Below are 14384 nucleotides of genomic sequence, written 5' to 3'. Positions count from 1 at the left end.
GGGCGGCCCTTGCGCGGGAGCCCTGGCATAGGCCGCGCCCGTGCCATGGGTTGCGGGTGGCGCGCAGCGCCATGGATCACGGATATGCACCTCCCCCCACCTGAAATGGCCTTGCGATGTGACGAGACCCCGCAGTGGGTGGCGCTGCAGGCGCATTTCAGCGCGCAGGGACGCAGCTTGGACCTGCGCCGGTCCTTTGCCGAGGATGCCGATCGCTTTGCGCATTTCAGCATGCAGGCGCCGCAGGTGTTTGCCGACCTGTCCAAGAACCTGTGGGACCGGCAGACCGAGGCCTTGCTGCTGCAGATGGCGCAGGCCTGCCAGCTGGAGCGCCAGCGCGACGCCCTGCTGGGCGGCCAGGCCGTCAACACCACCGAGGGCCGTGCCGCCATGCACACCCTGCTGCGCCGCCCGGCCGGGCGGCACCTGCCGGGCGATGAGCCCTGGGTGGCCGCTGCGCTCGCGCAGGTGCATGCCACGCTCGATGCCATGCTGGCCTATGCCGAGGCGGTGCGTGCCGACGAAGCCATCACCGATGTGGTGAACATCGGCATCGGCGGCTCCGACCTGGGCCCGCAGATGGCCGTGCTGGCCCTGGAGGCGCAGCGCGTGCCGGGCAAGCGCTTTCATTTCGTCTCGAACATCGACGGCCACGAGCTGCACCGCGTGCTGCGCCAGGTGCAGCCCGAGCGCACGCTGTTCCTGGTGGCGTCCAAGACCTTCACCACCCAGGAGACCATGACCAATGCCCGCTCGGCGCTGGCCTGGTTCAAGGCCCAGGGCGGGAGCGACGTGGCACGCCACTTCACCGCCCTGACCTGCAACGTCGAGGCCGCGCGCGCCTGGGGCATCACCACCAGCTTCGGATTCTGGGACTGGGTGGGCGGCCGCTATTCGCTGTGGTCGGCCATAGGCCTGCCCATTGCCATCGCCATCGGCCGCGAGGGCTTTCGCGCGCTGCTGGCGGGCGCGCATGCCATGGACGAGCATTTCCGCACCGCGCCGCTGCACGCCAACCTGCCGGTGCGCCTGGCGCTGCTCGACATTTGGTACCGCAACTTCCACGGCTTTTCCAGCCGCTGCATCGCGCCCTACCACGCCGGCCTGCGCCGGCTGGCCGCGCACTGGCAGCAGGTGGAAATGGAGAGCAACGGCAAGCGCGTGGACAAGGCCGCCCGCGTGCTGCCCCTGGCCACGGCCCCGGTGCTGTGGGGCGAGCCGGGCTGCAATGGCCAGCATGCCTTCTTCCAGATGCTGCACCAGGGCACGGACGTGCTGCCGCTCGAAATCGTGGCCGTGCGCCAGCACACGCACGGCCTGCCGGAGCACCACGAGATGCTGCTGGCCAATGCCCTGGCGCAGGCGCAGGCGCTGATGCTGGGCCGCGCCAGCGCCGATGGCCACCGCCATTTCCCGGGCAACCGGCCCAGCAGCTTTCTGCTGCTCGAGGCGCTCACGCCGCAATCCCTGGGCGCGCTCATGGCCTTGCAGGAGCACCGGGTCTTCACCAGCGGCAGCCTGTGGGGCATCAACAGCTTCGACCAGTGGGGCGTGGAGCTGGGCAAGCAGCTCGCCCAGGACCTGCAGCAGCGCCTGCGCACGGGCGACGCCAGCGGGCTCGATGCCTCGACCGCGGGGCTGCTGAAAAAACTCGCCTGAACCGGGCGCGCGCCATGGCGGTGCGGCCGCTGCCGCGCACCCAGGCGTGCAGGCAAGCGTGCAGAAAAAAAGGGCCGCTTGCGCGGCCCTTTCAGTGGAGCAGTCTCCAGGCAGGACTTACATGTCCATGCCCATGCCGCCCATGCCGCCGGGCATGGCCGGGGCAGCGGCTTCTTCCTTCGGCGCTTCGGCGACCATGCACTCGGTGGTCAGCATCAGCGAGGCCACGGAAGCAGCGTTCTGCAGCGCGGTGCGGGTCACCTTGGTGGGGTCCAGAATGCCCATCTCGATCATGTCGCCGTAGGTGTCGTTGGCGGCGTTGAAGCCGTAGTTGCCCTTGCCGGCCAGCACGTTGTTGACCACGACCGAGGGCTCGCCACCGGCGTTGGCCACGATTTCGCGCAGCGGCGCTTCGATGGCCTTGAGCACCAGGTTCACACCGGCCTGCTGGTCGGGGTTGTCACCCTTGATGTCGCCGGCCGACTGGCGGGCACGCAGCAGGGCCACGCCACCGCCGGCCACGATGCCTTCTTCCACGGCAGCGCGGGTGGCGTGCAGGGCGTCTTCCACGCGCGCCTTCTTTTCCTTCATTTCGACTTCGGTGGCTGCGCCGACCTTGATCACGGCCACGCCGCCAGCCAGCTTGGCCACGCGCTCCTGCAGCTTCTCGCGGTCGTAGTCGCTGGTGGCTTCTTCGATCTGGATGCGGATCTGCTTGACGCGGGCTTCAATGTCGGCAGCGGAACCGGCGCCGTCGATGATGGTGGTGTTTTCCTTGGCCACTTCCACGCGCTTGGCCTGGCCCAGGTCGGCCAGGGTCACCTTCTCCAGCGACAGGCCCACTTCCTCGGCGATCACCTTGCCGCCCGTCAGGATGGCGATGTCTTCCAGCATGGCCTTGCGGCGGTCGCCAAAGCCGGGGGCCTTGACGGCCACGACCTTCAGGATGCCGCGGATGGTGTTGACCACCAGGGTGGCCAGGGCTTCGCCTTCGACTTCTTCGGCGATGATCAGCAGCGGGCGGCCGGCCTTGGCCACGGCTTCCAGCGTGGGCAGCAGGTCGCGGATGTTGCTGATCTTCTTGTCGAACAGCAGCACGAAGGGGTTTTCCAGGATGGCGGCCTGCTTCTCGGGGTTGTTGATGAAGTAGGGCGACAGGTAGCCGCGGTCGAACTGCATGCCCTCGACGACGTCGAGTTCGTTCTGCAGGCTCTTGCCGTCTTCCACGGTGATCACGCCTTCCTTGCCGACCTTGTCCATGGCGTTGGCGATGATCTCGCCGATGCTGGAGTCAGAGTTGGCGGAAATGGAGCCCACCTGGGCGATTTCCTTGCTGGTCGTGGTGGGCTTGGAGGCCTTCTTGAGTTCGGCGATCAGGGACTCGACGGCACGGTCGATGCCGCGCTTCAAGTCCATGGGGTTCATGCCGGCGGCCACGTACTTCATGCCTTCGCGCACGATGGACTGGGCCAGCACGGTGGCGGTGGTGGTGCCGTCACCGGCGTTGTCGCTGGTCTTGGAAGCGACTTCCTTGACCATTTGCGCGCCCATGTTCTGCAGCTTGTCCTTGAGCTCGATTTCCTTGGCCACGGACACGCCGTCCTTGGTCACGGTGGGGGCGCCGAACGAGCGCTCGAGCACCACATTGCGGCCCTTGGGGCCCAGGGTCACCTTGACCGCGTTGGCCAGGATGTTCACGCCTTCCACCATGCGAGCGCGGGCTTCGCCGCCGAAAATCACGTCTTTTGCTGCCATTTTTGGCTCCTACGAATTTGAATCAAACACGGTCTCAGCGCCCGTCCAGCAAGCGCCGATAGCTATCAATGAAATAGCGATTGAATTACTTCTCGATGACCGCGAACAGGTCGTCTTCCTTCATCACCAGCAGTTCGTCGCCATCGACCTTGACGGTCTGGCCGCTGTACTTGCCGAACAGCACGCGGTCACCCACCTTGACGTTCAGGGCGATGGTCTCGCCCTTGTCGTTCTTCTTGCCCGGGCCGACGGCCAGCACCTCGCCCTGGTCGGGCTTCTCGGCGGCGTTGTCGGGGATCACGATGCCGGAGGCGGTCTTGGTTTCGTTTTCCAGACGCTTGACGATCACGCGATCGTGCAGGGGGCGAAGTTTCATGTGCGTTTCTCCTGAATGCAAAAAGAAGGTTCTCTCAAGGCGCCAAGCACGGCGGCGCACTGGATTCGAGCCCGCGGCGGGTGTTGTTAGCACTCTCCGCTGACGAGTGCCAATGATAAGGGCTTTTGCCCCGGTTTCAAGAGGCTGCGGCAATGCCAGGGTGCGGGGCAGGGTGGAGCGCCTGCGGACCGAGCACCTGCGTGAGCACGTGGAAGTGGTCTTCAAAGAACGCTTCCTCCAGTGCGCCCAGCTCCTGCAGCGGCAGCCAGGCCGCGTGCGCGGCGTCGTCGCCCGCTCGCACGGCGGGCAGGGGGGCAGCGCCCAGGTCGAAGCAATGCACGTGCGTGAGGGTGCGCCCGCGCTGGCTGCGGTCCGGGTGGTCGAACACGCGCACCTGCCGCAGGGCGGCGCGCCACTGCGCCTCGGGCAGGGCGCAGCCGGTTTCCTCGGCCAGCTCGCGCAGGCACGACTGCCACAGCGTGTCGCGCGGCTCCAGGAACCCCCCGGGCAGGGCCCACAGCCCCTTGCCCGGGGCGTGGCCGCGGCGGATCAGCAGCACCCGGCCCTGGCACAGCAGCACGGCGTCGACGGTGACGAACACCGGCGGGTAGGGCGCGGCCGCCCAGGCGGCGCGGTAGGCGCGCAGCATGCGCCACTCCTCCTGCAGCGCCGGGTAGTGCGGCGTGCGGGCGAATTGTTCGAGCAGGCGGCGCGTGGCGTGGGGGATAGCAGGTGCCAGCGGAGCGAGCGCGGCATCCAGCGTGGCGGGCGTGGCGCCGAAATAGGCGTCCCGGATGCTGCTGGCATCTATGCTGCCCTGGCGCGGCATGCGCAGCAGCGGCCAGTCGGGGAACGCGGCCAGGTAGCTGCTGCTTGCATCCTTGAAGTGGCCGACCAGGCCGATGCGCGCCTGCGCTGCGGTGTGCGCGGTCACGGCCTGCTGCACGGCGCGCGCCCAGGCGGGCTCGTCGTAGTGGTCGCGCATGGGCAGCACCGTCAGGCGCGCGCGCTCGGCGGCGGGCAGCACGGCACGCAGCAGGTCGGCGCGCTCCTGCCAGGTGAAGGGGTTTTTCGCGCTGCGCGCCTGGTGGGCCGAGCCCACCACCACGACCACCTGCCGTGCCTGTGCCAGCGCATGGTGCAGCAGGGCCAGGTGGCCCTGGTGCACGGGCTGAAAGCGCCCGATCAGGACGGCAGCGTCGAGCATGGGCGCATCCCCATGGGCTTACCGCCCCGCCGCTGCACGCAGCGCCGCCGCCTTGTGGCGCAAGGCTGCATGTGGTCGCTGCGCGTCCCCATGGGCTTAGCGCCCCGCCGCTGCACGCAGCGCCGCCGCCTTGTAGCGCAAGGCTGCATGTGGTCGCTGCGCGTCCCCATGGGCTTACCGCCCCGCCGCTGCACGCAGCGTCGCCGCCTTGTCCGTGCGTTCCCAGGTGAACTCGGGTTCTTCGCGGCCGAAGTGGCCGTAGGCGGCGGTCTTGGCGTAGATGGGGCGCAGCAGGTCGAGCATCTGGATGATGCCCTTGGGGCGCAGGTCGAAGTGTTCCTGCACCAGCTTGGCGATTTCGTGGTCGGGGATCACGCCCGTGCCTTCGGTGTAGACCGTCACGTTCATCGGTCGGGCCACGCCGATGGCGTAGGCCACCTGGATCTGGCACTGGCGCGCCAGGCCCGCGGCGACGATGTTCTTGGCCACGTAGCGCGCGGCGTAGGCGGCGCTGCGGTCCACCTTGGTCGGGTCCTTGCCCGAGAAGGCACCGCCGCCGTGCGGGCAGGCGCCGCCGTAGGTGTCCACGATGATCTTGCGGCCCGTGAGGCCGCAGTCGCCCTGCGGGCCGCCGATGACGAAGCGGCCCGTGGGGTTGATCAGGTACTTGGTGTCGGCCGTGATCCACTCCTTGGGCAGCACGGGCTTGATGATGTCCTCGATCACGGCCTCGACGAAGGCGCTCTTCATGTGGTGGCCGTCGCTCATTTCGGGGCTGTGCTGGCTGGAGAGCACCACGGTGTCGATGCTGTGGGGCTTGCCGTCCACGTAGCGCATGGTCACCTGGCTCTTGGCGTCGGGGCGCAGGAAGGGCAGGCGGCCGTCCTTGCGCAACTGCGCCTGGCGCTCGACGAGGCGGTGCGCGTAGTAGATGGGCGCGGGCATGAGCTCGGGCGTCTCGTCGCAGGCGTAGCCGAACATCAGGCCCTGGTCGCCGGCGCCGGTGTTGAGGTGGTCGTCGGAGGCGTGGTCCACGCCCTGGGCGATGTCGTTGCTCTGCTTGTCGTAGGCGACGAGCACGGCGCAGCCCTTGTAGTCGATGCCGTATTCGGTGTTGTCATAACCGATGCGCTTGATGGTGTCGCGCGCCACCTGGATGTAGTCCACATGGGCGTTGGTCGTGATCTCGCCGGCCAGCACCACCAGGCCGGTGTTGCACAGCGTCTCGGCGGCCACGCGCGAGCGCGGGTCCTGTTCGAAAATTGCGTCCAGGATGGCGTCCGAGATCTGGTCGGCCACCTTGTCGGGGTGGCCCTCAGAGACCGATTCGGAGGTGAAGAGAAAGTCGTTCGCCATTTGAATAAACTCCACAGGTTGCAGCATTTTGGGCGTTGCCCGCGCTCTGGGAGCCTGGCGAACGCTTTAGCAGTCTTGTTTACCGTCGCCCTGCAAGTTGCTCATTTAACTCGGCGACCGTGCCTGTATTTTAATGCCTTTGATCTTCCGGTTTTTTTCCCTGTGGCCCTTGTGGCTGCTCCACGGCCTGGGCGCGCTCCTGGGCTGGGCGGCGTTTGTGCTGTCGGCCACCTACCGGCGCCGCTTTCTGGCCAACGCGCAGCTGGCGGGCTACGGCTTTGCCCAGGTGCGCGCCGCCGTGGCCCATGCCGGGCGCATGGTGGCCGAGCTGCCGCGGCTGTGGCTGGGGGCACTGCCCGCCTGCCGCCTGGAGAACGCCGAGTGCGTGGAGCGCGCCTGGGCCGCGGGCCGGGGCATCGTGTTCCTCACGCCGCACCTGGGCTGCTTCGAGATGTCGGTGCAGGCCGCGGCGCAGCGCTGGAGCGCGGCGCATGGCCCCATCACCATTCTGTACCGCCCGGCGCGCCAGCGCTGGCTGGCCGAGGTGATGCGCACCGCGCGCAACCGTCCGGGGGTGCAGGCCGTGCCCACGGAACTGCAGGGCGTGCGCCAGATGATCAAGGCCCTGCGCCGCGGTCAGGCCGTGGGCCTGCTGCCGGACCAGGTGCCGCCCGAGGGGCAGGGCCTGTGGGCGCCGTTTTTCGGCCGTCCGGCCTACACCATGACGCTGGCGGCGCGCTTGGCGCAACAGACGGGCGCGGCCGTGGTGCTGGCGCGCTGCACCCGGGAGCCCTGGGGCCGGGGCTATACCCTGCACCTGGAGCCGCTGGCCCAGCCCTTGCCGCAGGCGCTGGATGCCGCCGTGGCCCGGCTCAACGCCGCCATGGAGGGCTTGATCCGCCAGGCTCCACAGCAGTACCTGTGGGGCTATGCGCGCTACAAGCAACCGCGCTCCTTGCCGCAGGCGGAGGGCGCGGCATGAGCGCGCGCCTGGGAGTCTGGTTCATGCAGCAGGTGCTGGCACGCCTGCCGCTGCGCGTGCTGCGCGCCCTGGGCTGGGGCCTGGGCCAGGTGCTCTACGTGCTGGCGGCACCGCGCCGCAAGGTGGCGCTGCGCAACCTGGCGCTGTGCTTTCCGCAGGCCACGCCGGCCCAGCGCCGCGCCTGGGCGCGCGAGACCTTCGTGGTGTTCTGCCAGGCCTGGCTGGACCGTGGCTGGCTGTGGGCCGCGCCGCGCGCAGTGGTCGAGCGGCGCGTGCAGCTCACCGGTGCGCTGCACGAGCTCGAAGGCGATACGCCCACCATCATCTTCGCGCCGCATTTCTACGGCATGGACGCCGGCGGCCTGGCGCTGCCGCTGCGCACGGCGCGGGCGTTCACGTCCATTTTCTCGACGCACCCCGACCCGGTGGTCGATGCCTGGTTCATGGCCGGGCGCCAGCGCTTTGGTGACGTGCGCATGCTCAACCGCGCCGACGGCGTCAAGCCCATCCTCTCCAACCTGCGCAAGGGCGGCCTGCTGTACCTGCTGTCGGACATGGATTTCGGCCCGGGCGAGTCCATCTTCGTGCCCTTTTTCGGCGTGCCGGCGGCCACTGTGCCCTCGCTCTCGCGCTTTGCCCGCCTGGGCCGCGCCAAAGTGCTGGGCATGTACACGCGCATGACGCCCACGGGCTATGTCGCCGAGATCACTCCGGCGTGGCAGCACTTCCCCACCGACGACGTACCCGCCGACACCGCGCGCATGAACCGCGAGCTCGAGGCCGCCATTGCCACCATGCCCGGGCAGTACTACTGGGTGCACAGGCGTTTCAAGACGCGGCCCGAGGGTACGCCTTCGGTGTATCAGTAAAAACGGCCTGCGGCGCTTGCCAGTCAAGCGCAAGCAGCTATCAATCGGATAGCAAAAATGACCCCAGCGCCTGCTGCAGGCGCTCGGGCATCTCGTGCACCAGCCAGTGCGAGGCGCCCGGCACGCGCTGCAGTTGCAGCCGCGGCACCCAGTCCGCCAGCCCGTCGAGCAGGCCGGGCAGCAGGGCCGGGTCCTCCAGGCCCCAGAGCACCAGTGTGGGCACGCTCACGGTGAGCATGGAGGCGGGCAGGGTCACCGCGCTGGCGCCAGGGTCGCCGTCGCGCGGCGGGCGCAGCGGGCTGGCGCGGTAGTAGTTGCAGGCGCCCGTGAGGCCCTGCTGCCACAGGGCGCGGTACTGCTGGCGCACCTGCGCGCTCAGCCAGGCGGGCGGCGTGCCGTCGGGCGCGTGGAAGAAGGCGAACAGGCGGCGGAAATCATCCTCGGCGAGCAGCGCCTCGGCGTCGGGGCGGCAGAGGAAGTGCATGTACTGGCTGGCCGCCTGCTGTGCCGGGCTGTGCTGCAGCTCGCGCACGAAGGCGCCGGGGTGCGGCGAGTTGACGATGGCCAGGCGGCGCAGCAGTTCGGGGTGCTGGTTGGCCAGGTTCCAGGCCACGGCGCCGCCCCAGTCGTGCGCCACCAGGCATTCCAGCGCGCCGCCAGCGCCGCATTCGGCGGCGATCAGCGCCACCAGGTCCTGCACCAGGAATTTGGGGCGGTAGGCCGCCGCCTCGGCCGGGCTGCTGGAGGCGCCAAAACCGCGCAGGTACGGTGCCACGCAGCGGTAGCCGCCGTGCGCGGGCTGGGCGAAATGCTCCAGCAGGCCCTCCCAGATGAAGGCGCCTTCCGGAAAACCGTGCAGGAACAGCAGCACGGGGCGGCCGCGCTCGCCGGCGGTGTGGCAGTGCAGGGTGATGCCGTGCGGCAGGGTGATGTCGGTGCGGGCGATCATGGTGCTTCAAAAGTAATAGCTGCCAGCGCTTGCTTCATGAGCGCTGGAGGCCGGTTTGACTATGAAACCGCGGCACCCGCCGGGGCGTGGGCTCAGTCCGCGCCGGCCTCGGGCACGGGGCTGGCCGCGGGGTCTGCGTCGGCGCTGGCCGGGCTGGCGGGCTCGGCGTGCGCCCAGTGCCACAGGAGCTGGGCGGTTTCCTCCACGCCCTGTTTCTTGAGCGCGGAGAACATCTTGACCTCTCCGCCGCCCGCCTGCAGTCGCGCAATCGACAGCGCCCTGGCCTGCTCCGAGCGCGTGAGCTTGTCGGCCTTGGTCAGCAGCACCAGGAATTTGAGGCCCTGCTCCACACGCGGGCGCACCACTTCGAGCAGGGCCTCGTCGAGTTCGGTCAGGCCCAGGCGCGGGTCGCACAACAGCACGATGCCCGTGAGGCTGGTGCGGCTGACGAGGTAGTTCACCATGACCTGCTGCCAGCGCACCTTGTCCGAGCGCGAGACAGCGGCGTAGCCGTAGCCGGGCAGGTCGGCCAGCACGGCGTCGGTGCTGCCCTGGCGGCCCAGGGCGAACAGGTTGATGTGCTGCGTGCGCCCGGGTTTCTTGGAGGCAAAGGCGAGCTGCTTTTGCTGCGTGAGCGTGTTGATGCAGGTGGATTTGCCCGCGTTGGAGCGGCCCACGAAGGCGATTTCGGGCACCTCGACCGCTGGCAACTGGTGCAGTTGTGCGGCCGTGGTGAGAAAGCGCGCCGTGTGCATCCAGCCCAGGGCGGTGCGGGCGTCGGTGCCGCTGGGGCTGGGTTCGGGTGGGGGCGCGGTTACAGAGCGTGTCATGGATCAAATGGTGGGCGCGGAGCCTCATTGTAGAATCGCGGGGTTTTGCGCCAACATCCACAAGACCCTCGCTATGAAGTTGCTCGCTCCCCTGCTCATGGCTGCCGCGTTGGCAGCGTCCGTCACCGTGGCCCAGGCTGCTGGTCCGGCACCCGCACAGGCCAAGCCTGATCTGGAAAAAGGCGGCGCCAGCTACGCGACCGTCTGCGTGGCCTGCCATGCCGAGGATGGCAACTCCGCCATCGTCGAGAACCCCAAGCTGGCCCAGCAGCACCCCGAGTACCTGGTCAAGCAGTTGCTGGAGTTCAAGAGCGGCAAGCGCGAAAGCCCCGTGATGCAGGGCTTTGCCGCCATGCTCGAAGAGCAGGACATGAAGAACATCGCCGCCTGGCTGCACTCCAAGCCCGCCAAGCCCGGCGAGGCCACCGACAAGGCCCTCGTGGCGCTGGGCGAGAAGATCTACCGCGGCGGCATCGCCGACCGCAACATCGCCGCCTGCGCGGCCTGCCACAGCCCCAATGGCGCCGGCATCCCGGCGCAGTACCCGCGCCTGTCGGGCCAGCACGCCGCCTACACCGAGCTGCAGCTCAAGGCCTTCCGCGACGGCACGCGCAAGAACAACCTGCAAATGGCCGGCGTGGCCGCCAAGATGAACGACCGCGAGATCAAGGCGGTGGCCGACTACATCGCCGGCCTGCGCTGATCGCACGGCGCGGCCTCCAGTGAAGGCCACGGACGGGAACCCTTGGCCAGAAACTAACCCCAACGCGGGCGGGCCCATCGAACGATGGCCCCGCCCGTTTCCTTTTCGCGCTGCATACTCCACCTCCATGTCCGAATCCACCCACGGCATGCGCATACGTTCCGGCTCGCAGGCGCTGCGTGCCGGCGTCGAGCTGCTCTCCTCGATGCGCTTTGCCATCGCCCTGCTCACGGTGATCTGCATCGCCTCGGTGATCGGCACCGTAGTCAAGCAGAGCGAACCGGCGGTCAACTACGTCAACCAGTTCGGGCCGTTCTGGGCCGACCTGTTCGGACGGCTGCAGCTCAACGCGGTGTACAGCGCGTGGTGGTTCTTGCTGATCCTCGCGTTCCTGGTCATCAGCACCTCGCTGTGCATCGCGCGCCACACGCCCAAGATCCTCGTGGACCTGCGCACCTTCAAGGAGAACATCCGCGAGCAGAACCTGCGCTCCTTCCACCACAAGGCCGAGGCCGACCTGGCGCAGGACGCTGCCACCGAGGCGCAGCGCATCGGCCAGATGCTGGCGGGCGGCGGCTGGAAGGTCAAACTGCAGCAGCGCGACACGGCCGCCGGCCCGGGCACAGGCTGGATGGTGGCGGCGCGCGCCGGAGCGGCGCACAAGATCGGCTACATCGCCGCGCACAGCGCCATCGTGTTGGTGTGCCTGGGCGGCCTGCTCGACGGCGACCTCATCGTGCGCGCACAGATGTGGCTGGGCGGCAAGACGCCGTTTGCCGGCGGCGGCATGATTGCCGACGTGGGGCCCGAGCACCGCCTGAGCGCACGCAACCCGGCGTTTCGCGGCAACCTCGTGGTGACCGAGGGCGCGCGCGCGAGCACCGCCATCCTGAGCCAGTCCGACGGCGTGCTGCTGCAGGAGCTGCCCTTTGCCGTGGAGCTCAAGAAGTTCATCATCGAGCACTACTCCACCGGCATGCCCAAGCTGTTCGCCAGCGAGGTCGTGATCCACGACCTGGCCACCGGTGCCGCCACGCCCGCGCGCATCGAGGTCAACAAGCCTGCGCACTACCAGGGCATTGAGATCTACCAGTCCAGCTTCGACGACGGCGGCTCGGCCGTCACGCTGCGGGCGCTGCCGCTGGGCACGGACGCCGCCGCGCCCTTCGAGGTCAAGGGCACCATCGGCGGCAAGGCGCAACTGGCCAGCACCGCGGGCGAGCCGCCGCTCACCCTGGAGCTGAGCGCACTGCGCGTGATCAACGTCGAGAACATCGGTGCGGACGCCAGCGCCTCGGGGGCGGACGTGCGCAAGGTCGATCTGCGCTCCTCGCTGGACGGTGCCTTGGGCGCGGCGAACAAGACGGTGGAGAACAAGAGCCTGCGCAACGTGGGCCCCAGCGTGGGCTACAAGCTGCGCGACGCCTCGGGCCAGGCGCGCGAGTTCCACAACTACATGCTGCCCGTGGACCTGGGCGAGGGCGGCCCGCCCATGTTCCTCTACGGCGTGCGCGACAAGCCCTCCGAGCCCTTCCGCTACCTGCGCATCCCCGTGGACGAGCAGGGCGGCATGGACGGCTTCATGCGCCTGTACCGCGCCCTGGCCAGCCCGGCGCAGCGCGCTGCCGCCGTGCAGCGCTACGTGGCGCGCGCCGTCGATCCGGCGCGCCCCGAGCTGGCGCAGCAGCTCACCCAGTCGGCCGAGCGCGTGCTGCAGCTCTATGCCGGGCACGCCAATGCGCAGGGCCAGCGCGAGGGCGGCCTGGCCGCGGTGGCGCAGTTCCTGGAGGCCGGCGTGCCCGAGGCCGAGCGCGACCGCGCCGGCGAGGTGCTGATGCGCGTGCTCAATGGCGTGCTGTTCGAGCTGGCGCAGCTCACACGCGCGCAGGCGCAACTGCCGCCCCTGCCGAACAACGAGCAGACCCTGGGTTTCATGACCCAGGCCGTGCTGGCGCTCAGCGACGTGCAGTTCTACCCGGCGCCGCTGCTGCTCGGGCTGCAGGACTTCGAGCAGGTACAGGCCAGCGTGTTCCAGGTGGCGCGCGCGCCGGGCAAGAACGTCGTCTACCTCGGCTGCGCCTTGCTCATCCTGGGCGTGTTCGCCATGCTCTACATCCGCGAGCGCCGCGTCTGGGTCTGGGTGGCGCCGCGCGACGGCGTGACCCACGCGATGATGGCGCTGTCCACCAACCGCAAGACCATGGACGGCGACCGCGAGTTCGCCCGCCTGGCCGACAAACTCATCGCCGCGGCGCCTATGGCGCCGCGCAGCACCCCCGGAGGCTCCGCATGACCACTGCCGCCCACAACACCACGATCACCCTCAACGAGGGCTTTCTGGCCCGCCGCAACGTGCTGGACTGGCTGTTCGCCGCCATGGCGCTGGCGGGCGGGCTGTTCACCCTGCAGCGCTACGGCGCCTACATGGACGGCTACGAGAAGGGCATCCTGATCTGCGCCGTGCCCGCGCTCATCGGGCTGGGCTGGTTCTGGCGCCCCTTGCGCGCTCTCATGCTGGTGGTGGCAGGCCTGTCGCTGCTGGCCATCGCCCTGTACCAGCAGGACGGCGCGGGCAGCCTGGCGCGCGCCGAGACGGTGTTCGGGCTCAAGTACTTCCTGTCGAGCCAGTCGGCCATCCTCTGGATGGGCGTGATGTTCTTCATGAGCACGGTGTTCTACTGGGCCGCGCTGTTCGCGCGCGGCGAGGGCCGCGTGGCCGCGCTGCTGGGCTCGCGCCTGGTGTGGGTGGCCATCGCCATGGCGCTGACCGGCACCATGGTGCGCTGGTACGAGAGCTACCTGCTCGGCCCGGACGTGGGCCACATCCCGGTGAGCAACCTCTACGAGGTCTTCGTCATGTTCTGCTGGATGACGGCCGTGTTCTACCTCTACTACGAGCAGCAGTACCAGACCCGCGCCCTGGGCGGCTTCGTGATGCTGGTGGTCAGCGCCGCGGTGGGCTTTCTGCTGTGGTACTCGGTGGTGCGCGGGGCGCACGAGATCCAGCCCCTGGTGCCCGCGCTGCAGAGCTGGTGGATGAAGCTGCACGTGCCGGCCAACTTCATCGGCTACGGCACCTTCGCCCTGGCCGCCATGGTGGCGTTCGCCTATCTCATCAAGCAGCAGGCGCAGGAGACGCGCTGGTACAAGCTCGCGCCGCTGTGGCTGCTGGGCGTGGTGCTGTGCTTCGAGCCGCTGGTATTCCGCCAGGGGGGCGTGCAGGGCGGCAGCAGCTACTGGATGGTGTACTTCGGCATTTCGGCGCTGATCGTGGGCGGCATTCTGTTCGGGCGCCGGCGCATTGGCGCGCGCCTGCCCGCCCTGGAGGTGCTGGACGACGTGATGTACAAGTCCATCGCCGTGGGCTTTGCCTTTTTCACCATTGCCACGGTGCTGGGCGCGCTGTGGGCGGCCGAGGCCTGGGGCGGCTACTGGAGCTGGGACCCCAAGGAGACCTGGGCGCTCATCGTCTGGCTCAACTACGCCGCCTGGCTGCACATGCGCCTGATGAAGGGCCTGCGCGGCACCGTCTCGGCCTGGTGGGCGCTGGTGGGGCTGGTGGTCACTACCTTCGCCTTCCTGGGCGTGAACATGTTCCTCTCGGGCCTGCACAGCTACGGCGCGCTCTGAGCGCGTCCCCATGTATTGAGCCCTGGGCCCCGGCAGCCGCCGGTGCTCTAAAAGAAGGAGCTGATGGC

Annotated in this window: 12 protein-coding genes; 6 read left to right on the top strand and 6 right to left on the bottom strand. The window is 68.8% G+C overall.

Annotation, left to right across the window (positions count from 1 at the left end):
- The first annotated feature begins 105 nt into the window (after positions 1 to 105).
- A complete protein-coding gene (gene pgi, locus CGR01S_RS00430) occupies positions 106 to 1659 on the top strand; it encodes a glucose-6-phosphate isomerase (protein WP_042421268.1) in 1554 nt (517 codons plus the stop codon).
- 117 nt (positions 1660 to 1776) lie between these two features.
- Here the strand turns inward: pgi and groL are convergent, their stop codons facing one another.
- From groL to metK, 4 genes are all read right to left on the bottom strand, one after another.
- A complete protein-coding gene (gene groL / locus CGR01S_RS00425; protein ID WP_042421264.1) occupies positions 1777 to 3414 on the bottom strand; it encodes a chaperonin GroEL in 1638 nt (545 codons plus the stop codon).
- Positions 3415 to 3499: 85 nt separating this feature from the next.
- On the bottom strand, positions 3500 to 3790 hold the full coding sequence (gene groES, locus CGR01S_RS00420; protein ID WP_042421262.1) for a co-chaperone GroES: 291 nt from the start codon (positions 3788 to 3790) through the stop codon (positions 3500 to 3502).
- Between the two features lie 136 nt (positions 3791 to 3926).
- Entirely contained in the window at positions 3927 to 4997 is a 1071-nt protein-coding gene (locus tag CGR01S_RS00415) for an NUDIX domain-containing protein (protein WP_042421259.1), read from the bottom strand.
- Between the two features lie 174 nt (positions 4998 to 5171).
- Positions 5172 to 6353: a methionine adenosyltransferase gene (metK, locus tag CGR01S_RS00410; protein ID WP_042421256.1), complete on the bottom strand. Its 1182-nt coding sequence runs from the start codon at positions 6351 to 6353 to the stop codon at positions 5172 to 5174.
- A gap of 133 nt (positions 6354 to 6486) precedes the next feature.
- On the opposite strand from metK, the gene CGR01S_RS00405 reads away from it, so the two are divergent.
- Positions 6487 to 7335: a lysophospholipid acyltransferase family protein gene (locus CGR01S_RS00405; protein ID WP_042421252.1), complete on the top strand. Its 849-nt coding sequence runs from the start codon at positions 6487 to 6489 to the stop codon at positions 7333 to 7335.
- The gene (locus CGR01S_RS00400; RefSeq protein WP_042421249.1) at positions 7332 to 8204 is read left to right on the top strand and encodes a lysophospholipid acyltransferase family protein; all 873 of its coding nucleotides are present in this window, start codon (positions 7332 to 7334) and stop codon (positions 8202 to 8204) included. The genes CGR01S_RS00405 and CGR01S_RS00400 overlap by 4 nt, the downstream gene beginning before the upstream one ends.
- A 40-nt stretch (positions 8205 to 8244) precedes the next feature.
- Here CGR01S_RS00400 and CGR01S_RS00395 read toward each other — a convergent pair whose 3' ends face one another.
- A complete protein-coding gene (locus CGR01S_RS00395; RefSeq protein WP_042421246.1) occupies positions 8245 to 9153 on the bottom strand; it encodes an alpha/beta fold hydrolase in 909 nt (302 codons plus the stop codon).
- A gap of 92 nt (positions 9154 to 9245) precedes the next feature.
- Positions 9246 to 9983 (bottom strand): ribosome biogenesis GTP-binding protein YihA/YsxC, encoded by a 738-nt coding sequence (yihA, locus tag CGR01S_RS00390; RefSeq protein WP_042421243.1) that lies wholly within the window; start codon positions 9981 to 9983, stop codon positions 9246 to 9248.
- Between the two features lie 73 nt (positions 9984 to 10056).
- Here yihA and CGR01S_RS00385 point away from each other — a divergent pair, with 73 nt between their 5' ends.
- The 3 genes from CGR01S_RS00385 to ccsB all read left to right on the top strand — a co-directional run bounded on the left by CGR01S_RS00385 (position 10057) and on the right by ccsB (position 14316).
- Positions 10057 to 10686, top strand: coding sequence for a c-type cytochrome (locus CGR01S_RS00385; RefSeq protein ID WP_042421239.1), 630 nt, complete (start codon positions 10057 to 10059; stop codon positions 10684 to 10686).
- Positions 10687 to 10813: 127 nt separating this feature from the next.
- The gene (locus tag CGR01S_RS00380) at positions 10814 to 12979 is read left to right on the top strand and encodes a cytochrome c biogenesis protein ResB (RefSeq protein ID WP_042421236.1); all 2166 of its coding nucleotides are present in this window, start codon (positions 10814 to 10816) and stop codon (positions 12977 to 12979) included.
- Complete coding sequence (ccsB, locus tag CGR01S_RS00375; RefSeq protein ID WP_042421233.1) at positions 12976 to 14316, top strand: c-type cytochrome biogenesis protein CcsB; 1341 nt, start codon at positions 12976 to 12978, stop codon at positions 14314 to 14316. The genes CGR01S_RS00380 and ccsB overlap by 4 nt, the downstream gene beginning before the upstream one ends.
- Positions 14317 to 14384 lie beyond the last annotated feature (68 nt).

It is taken from the genome of Comamonas granuli NBRC 101663 (assembly GCF_000739995.1).
Lineage (GTDB): Bacteria > Pseudomonadota > Gammaproteobacteria > Burkholderiales > Burkholderiaceae_C > Simplicispira > Simplicispira granuli.
The sequence above is the reverse complement of the archived record's forward strand: the minus strand, read 5'-3'. Positions and strand labels throughout refer to the sequence as shown.

What these genes read in the sequence shown, in the direction of transcription:
- CGR01S_RS00380 (WP_042421236.1), top strand. Translation starts at nt 10,814, where the DNA reads ATGTCCGAATCCACCCACGGCATGCGCATACGTTCCGGCTCGCAGGCG.
- CGR01S_RS00405 (WP_042421252.1), top strand. Translation starts at nt 6,487, where the DNA reads ATGCCTTTGATCTTCCGGTTTTTTTCCCTGTGGCCCTTGTGGCTGCTC.
- CGR01S_RS00395 (WP_042421246.1), bottom strand. Translation starts at nt 9,153, where the DNA reads ATGATCGCCCGCACCGACATCACCCTGCCGCACGGCATCACCCTGCAC.
- ccsB (WP_042421233.1), top strand. Translation starts at nt 12,976, where the DNA reads ATGACCACTGCCGCCCACAACACCACGATCACCCTCAACGAGGGCTTT.
- CGR01S_RS00385 (WP_042421239.1), top strand. Translation starts at nt 10,057, where the DNA reads ATGAAGTTGCTCGCTCCCCTGCTCATGGCTGCCGCGTTGGCAGCGTCC.
- CGR01S_RS00400 (WP_042421249.1), top strand. Translation starts at nt 7,332, where the DNA reads ATGAGCGCGCGCCTGGGAGTCTGGTTCATGCAGCAGGTGCTGGCACGC.
- yihA (WP_042421243.1), bottom strand. Translation starts at nt 9,983, where the DNA reads ATGACACGCTCTGTAACCGCGCCCCCACCCGAACCCAGCCCCAGCGGC.
- pgi (WP_042421268.1), top strand. Translation starts at nt 106, where the DNA reads ATGGCCTTGCGATGTGACGAGACCCCGCAGTGGGTGGCGCTGCAGGCG.
- groL (WP_042421264.1), bottom strand. Translation starts at nt 3,414, where the DNA reads ATGGCAGCAAAAGACGTGATTTTCGGCGGCGAAGCCCGCGCTCGCATG.
- CGR01S_RS00415 (WP_042421259.1), bottom strand. Translation starts at nt 4,997, where the DNA reads ATGCTCGACGCTGCCGTCCTGATCGGGCGCTTTCAGCCCGTGCACCAG.
- metK (WP_042421256.1), bottom strand. Translation starts at nt 6,353, where the DNA reads ATGGCGAACGACTTTCTCTTCACCTCCGAATCGGTCTCTGAGGGCCAC.
- groES (WP_042421262.1), bottom strand. Translation starts at nt 3,790, where the DNA reads ATGAAACTTCGCCCCCTGCACGATCGCGTGATCGTCAAGCGTCTGGAA.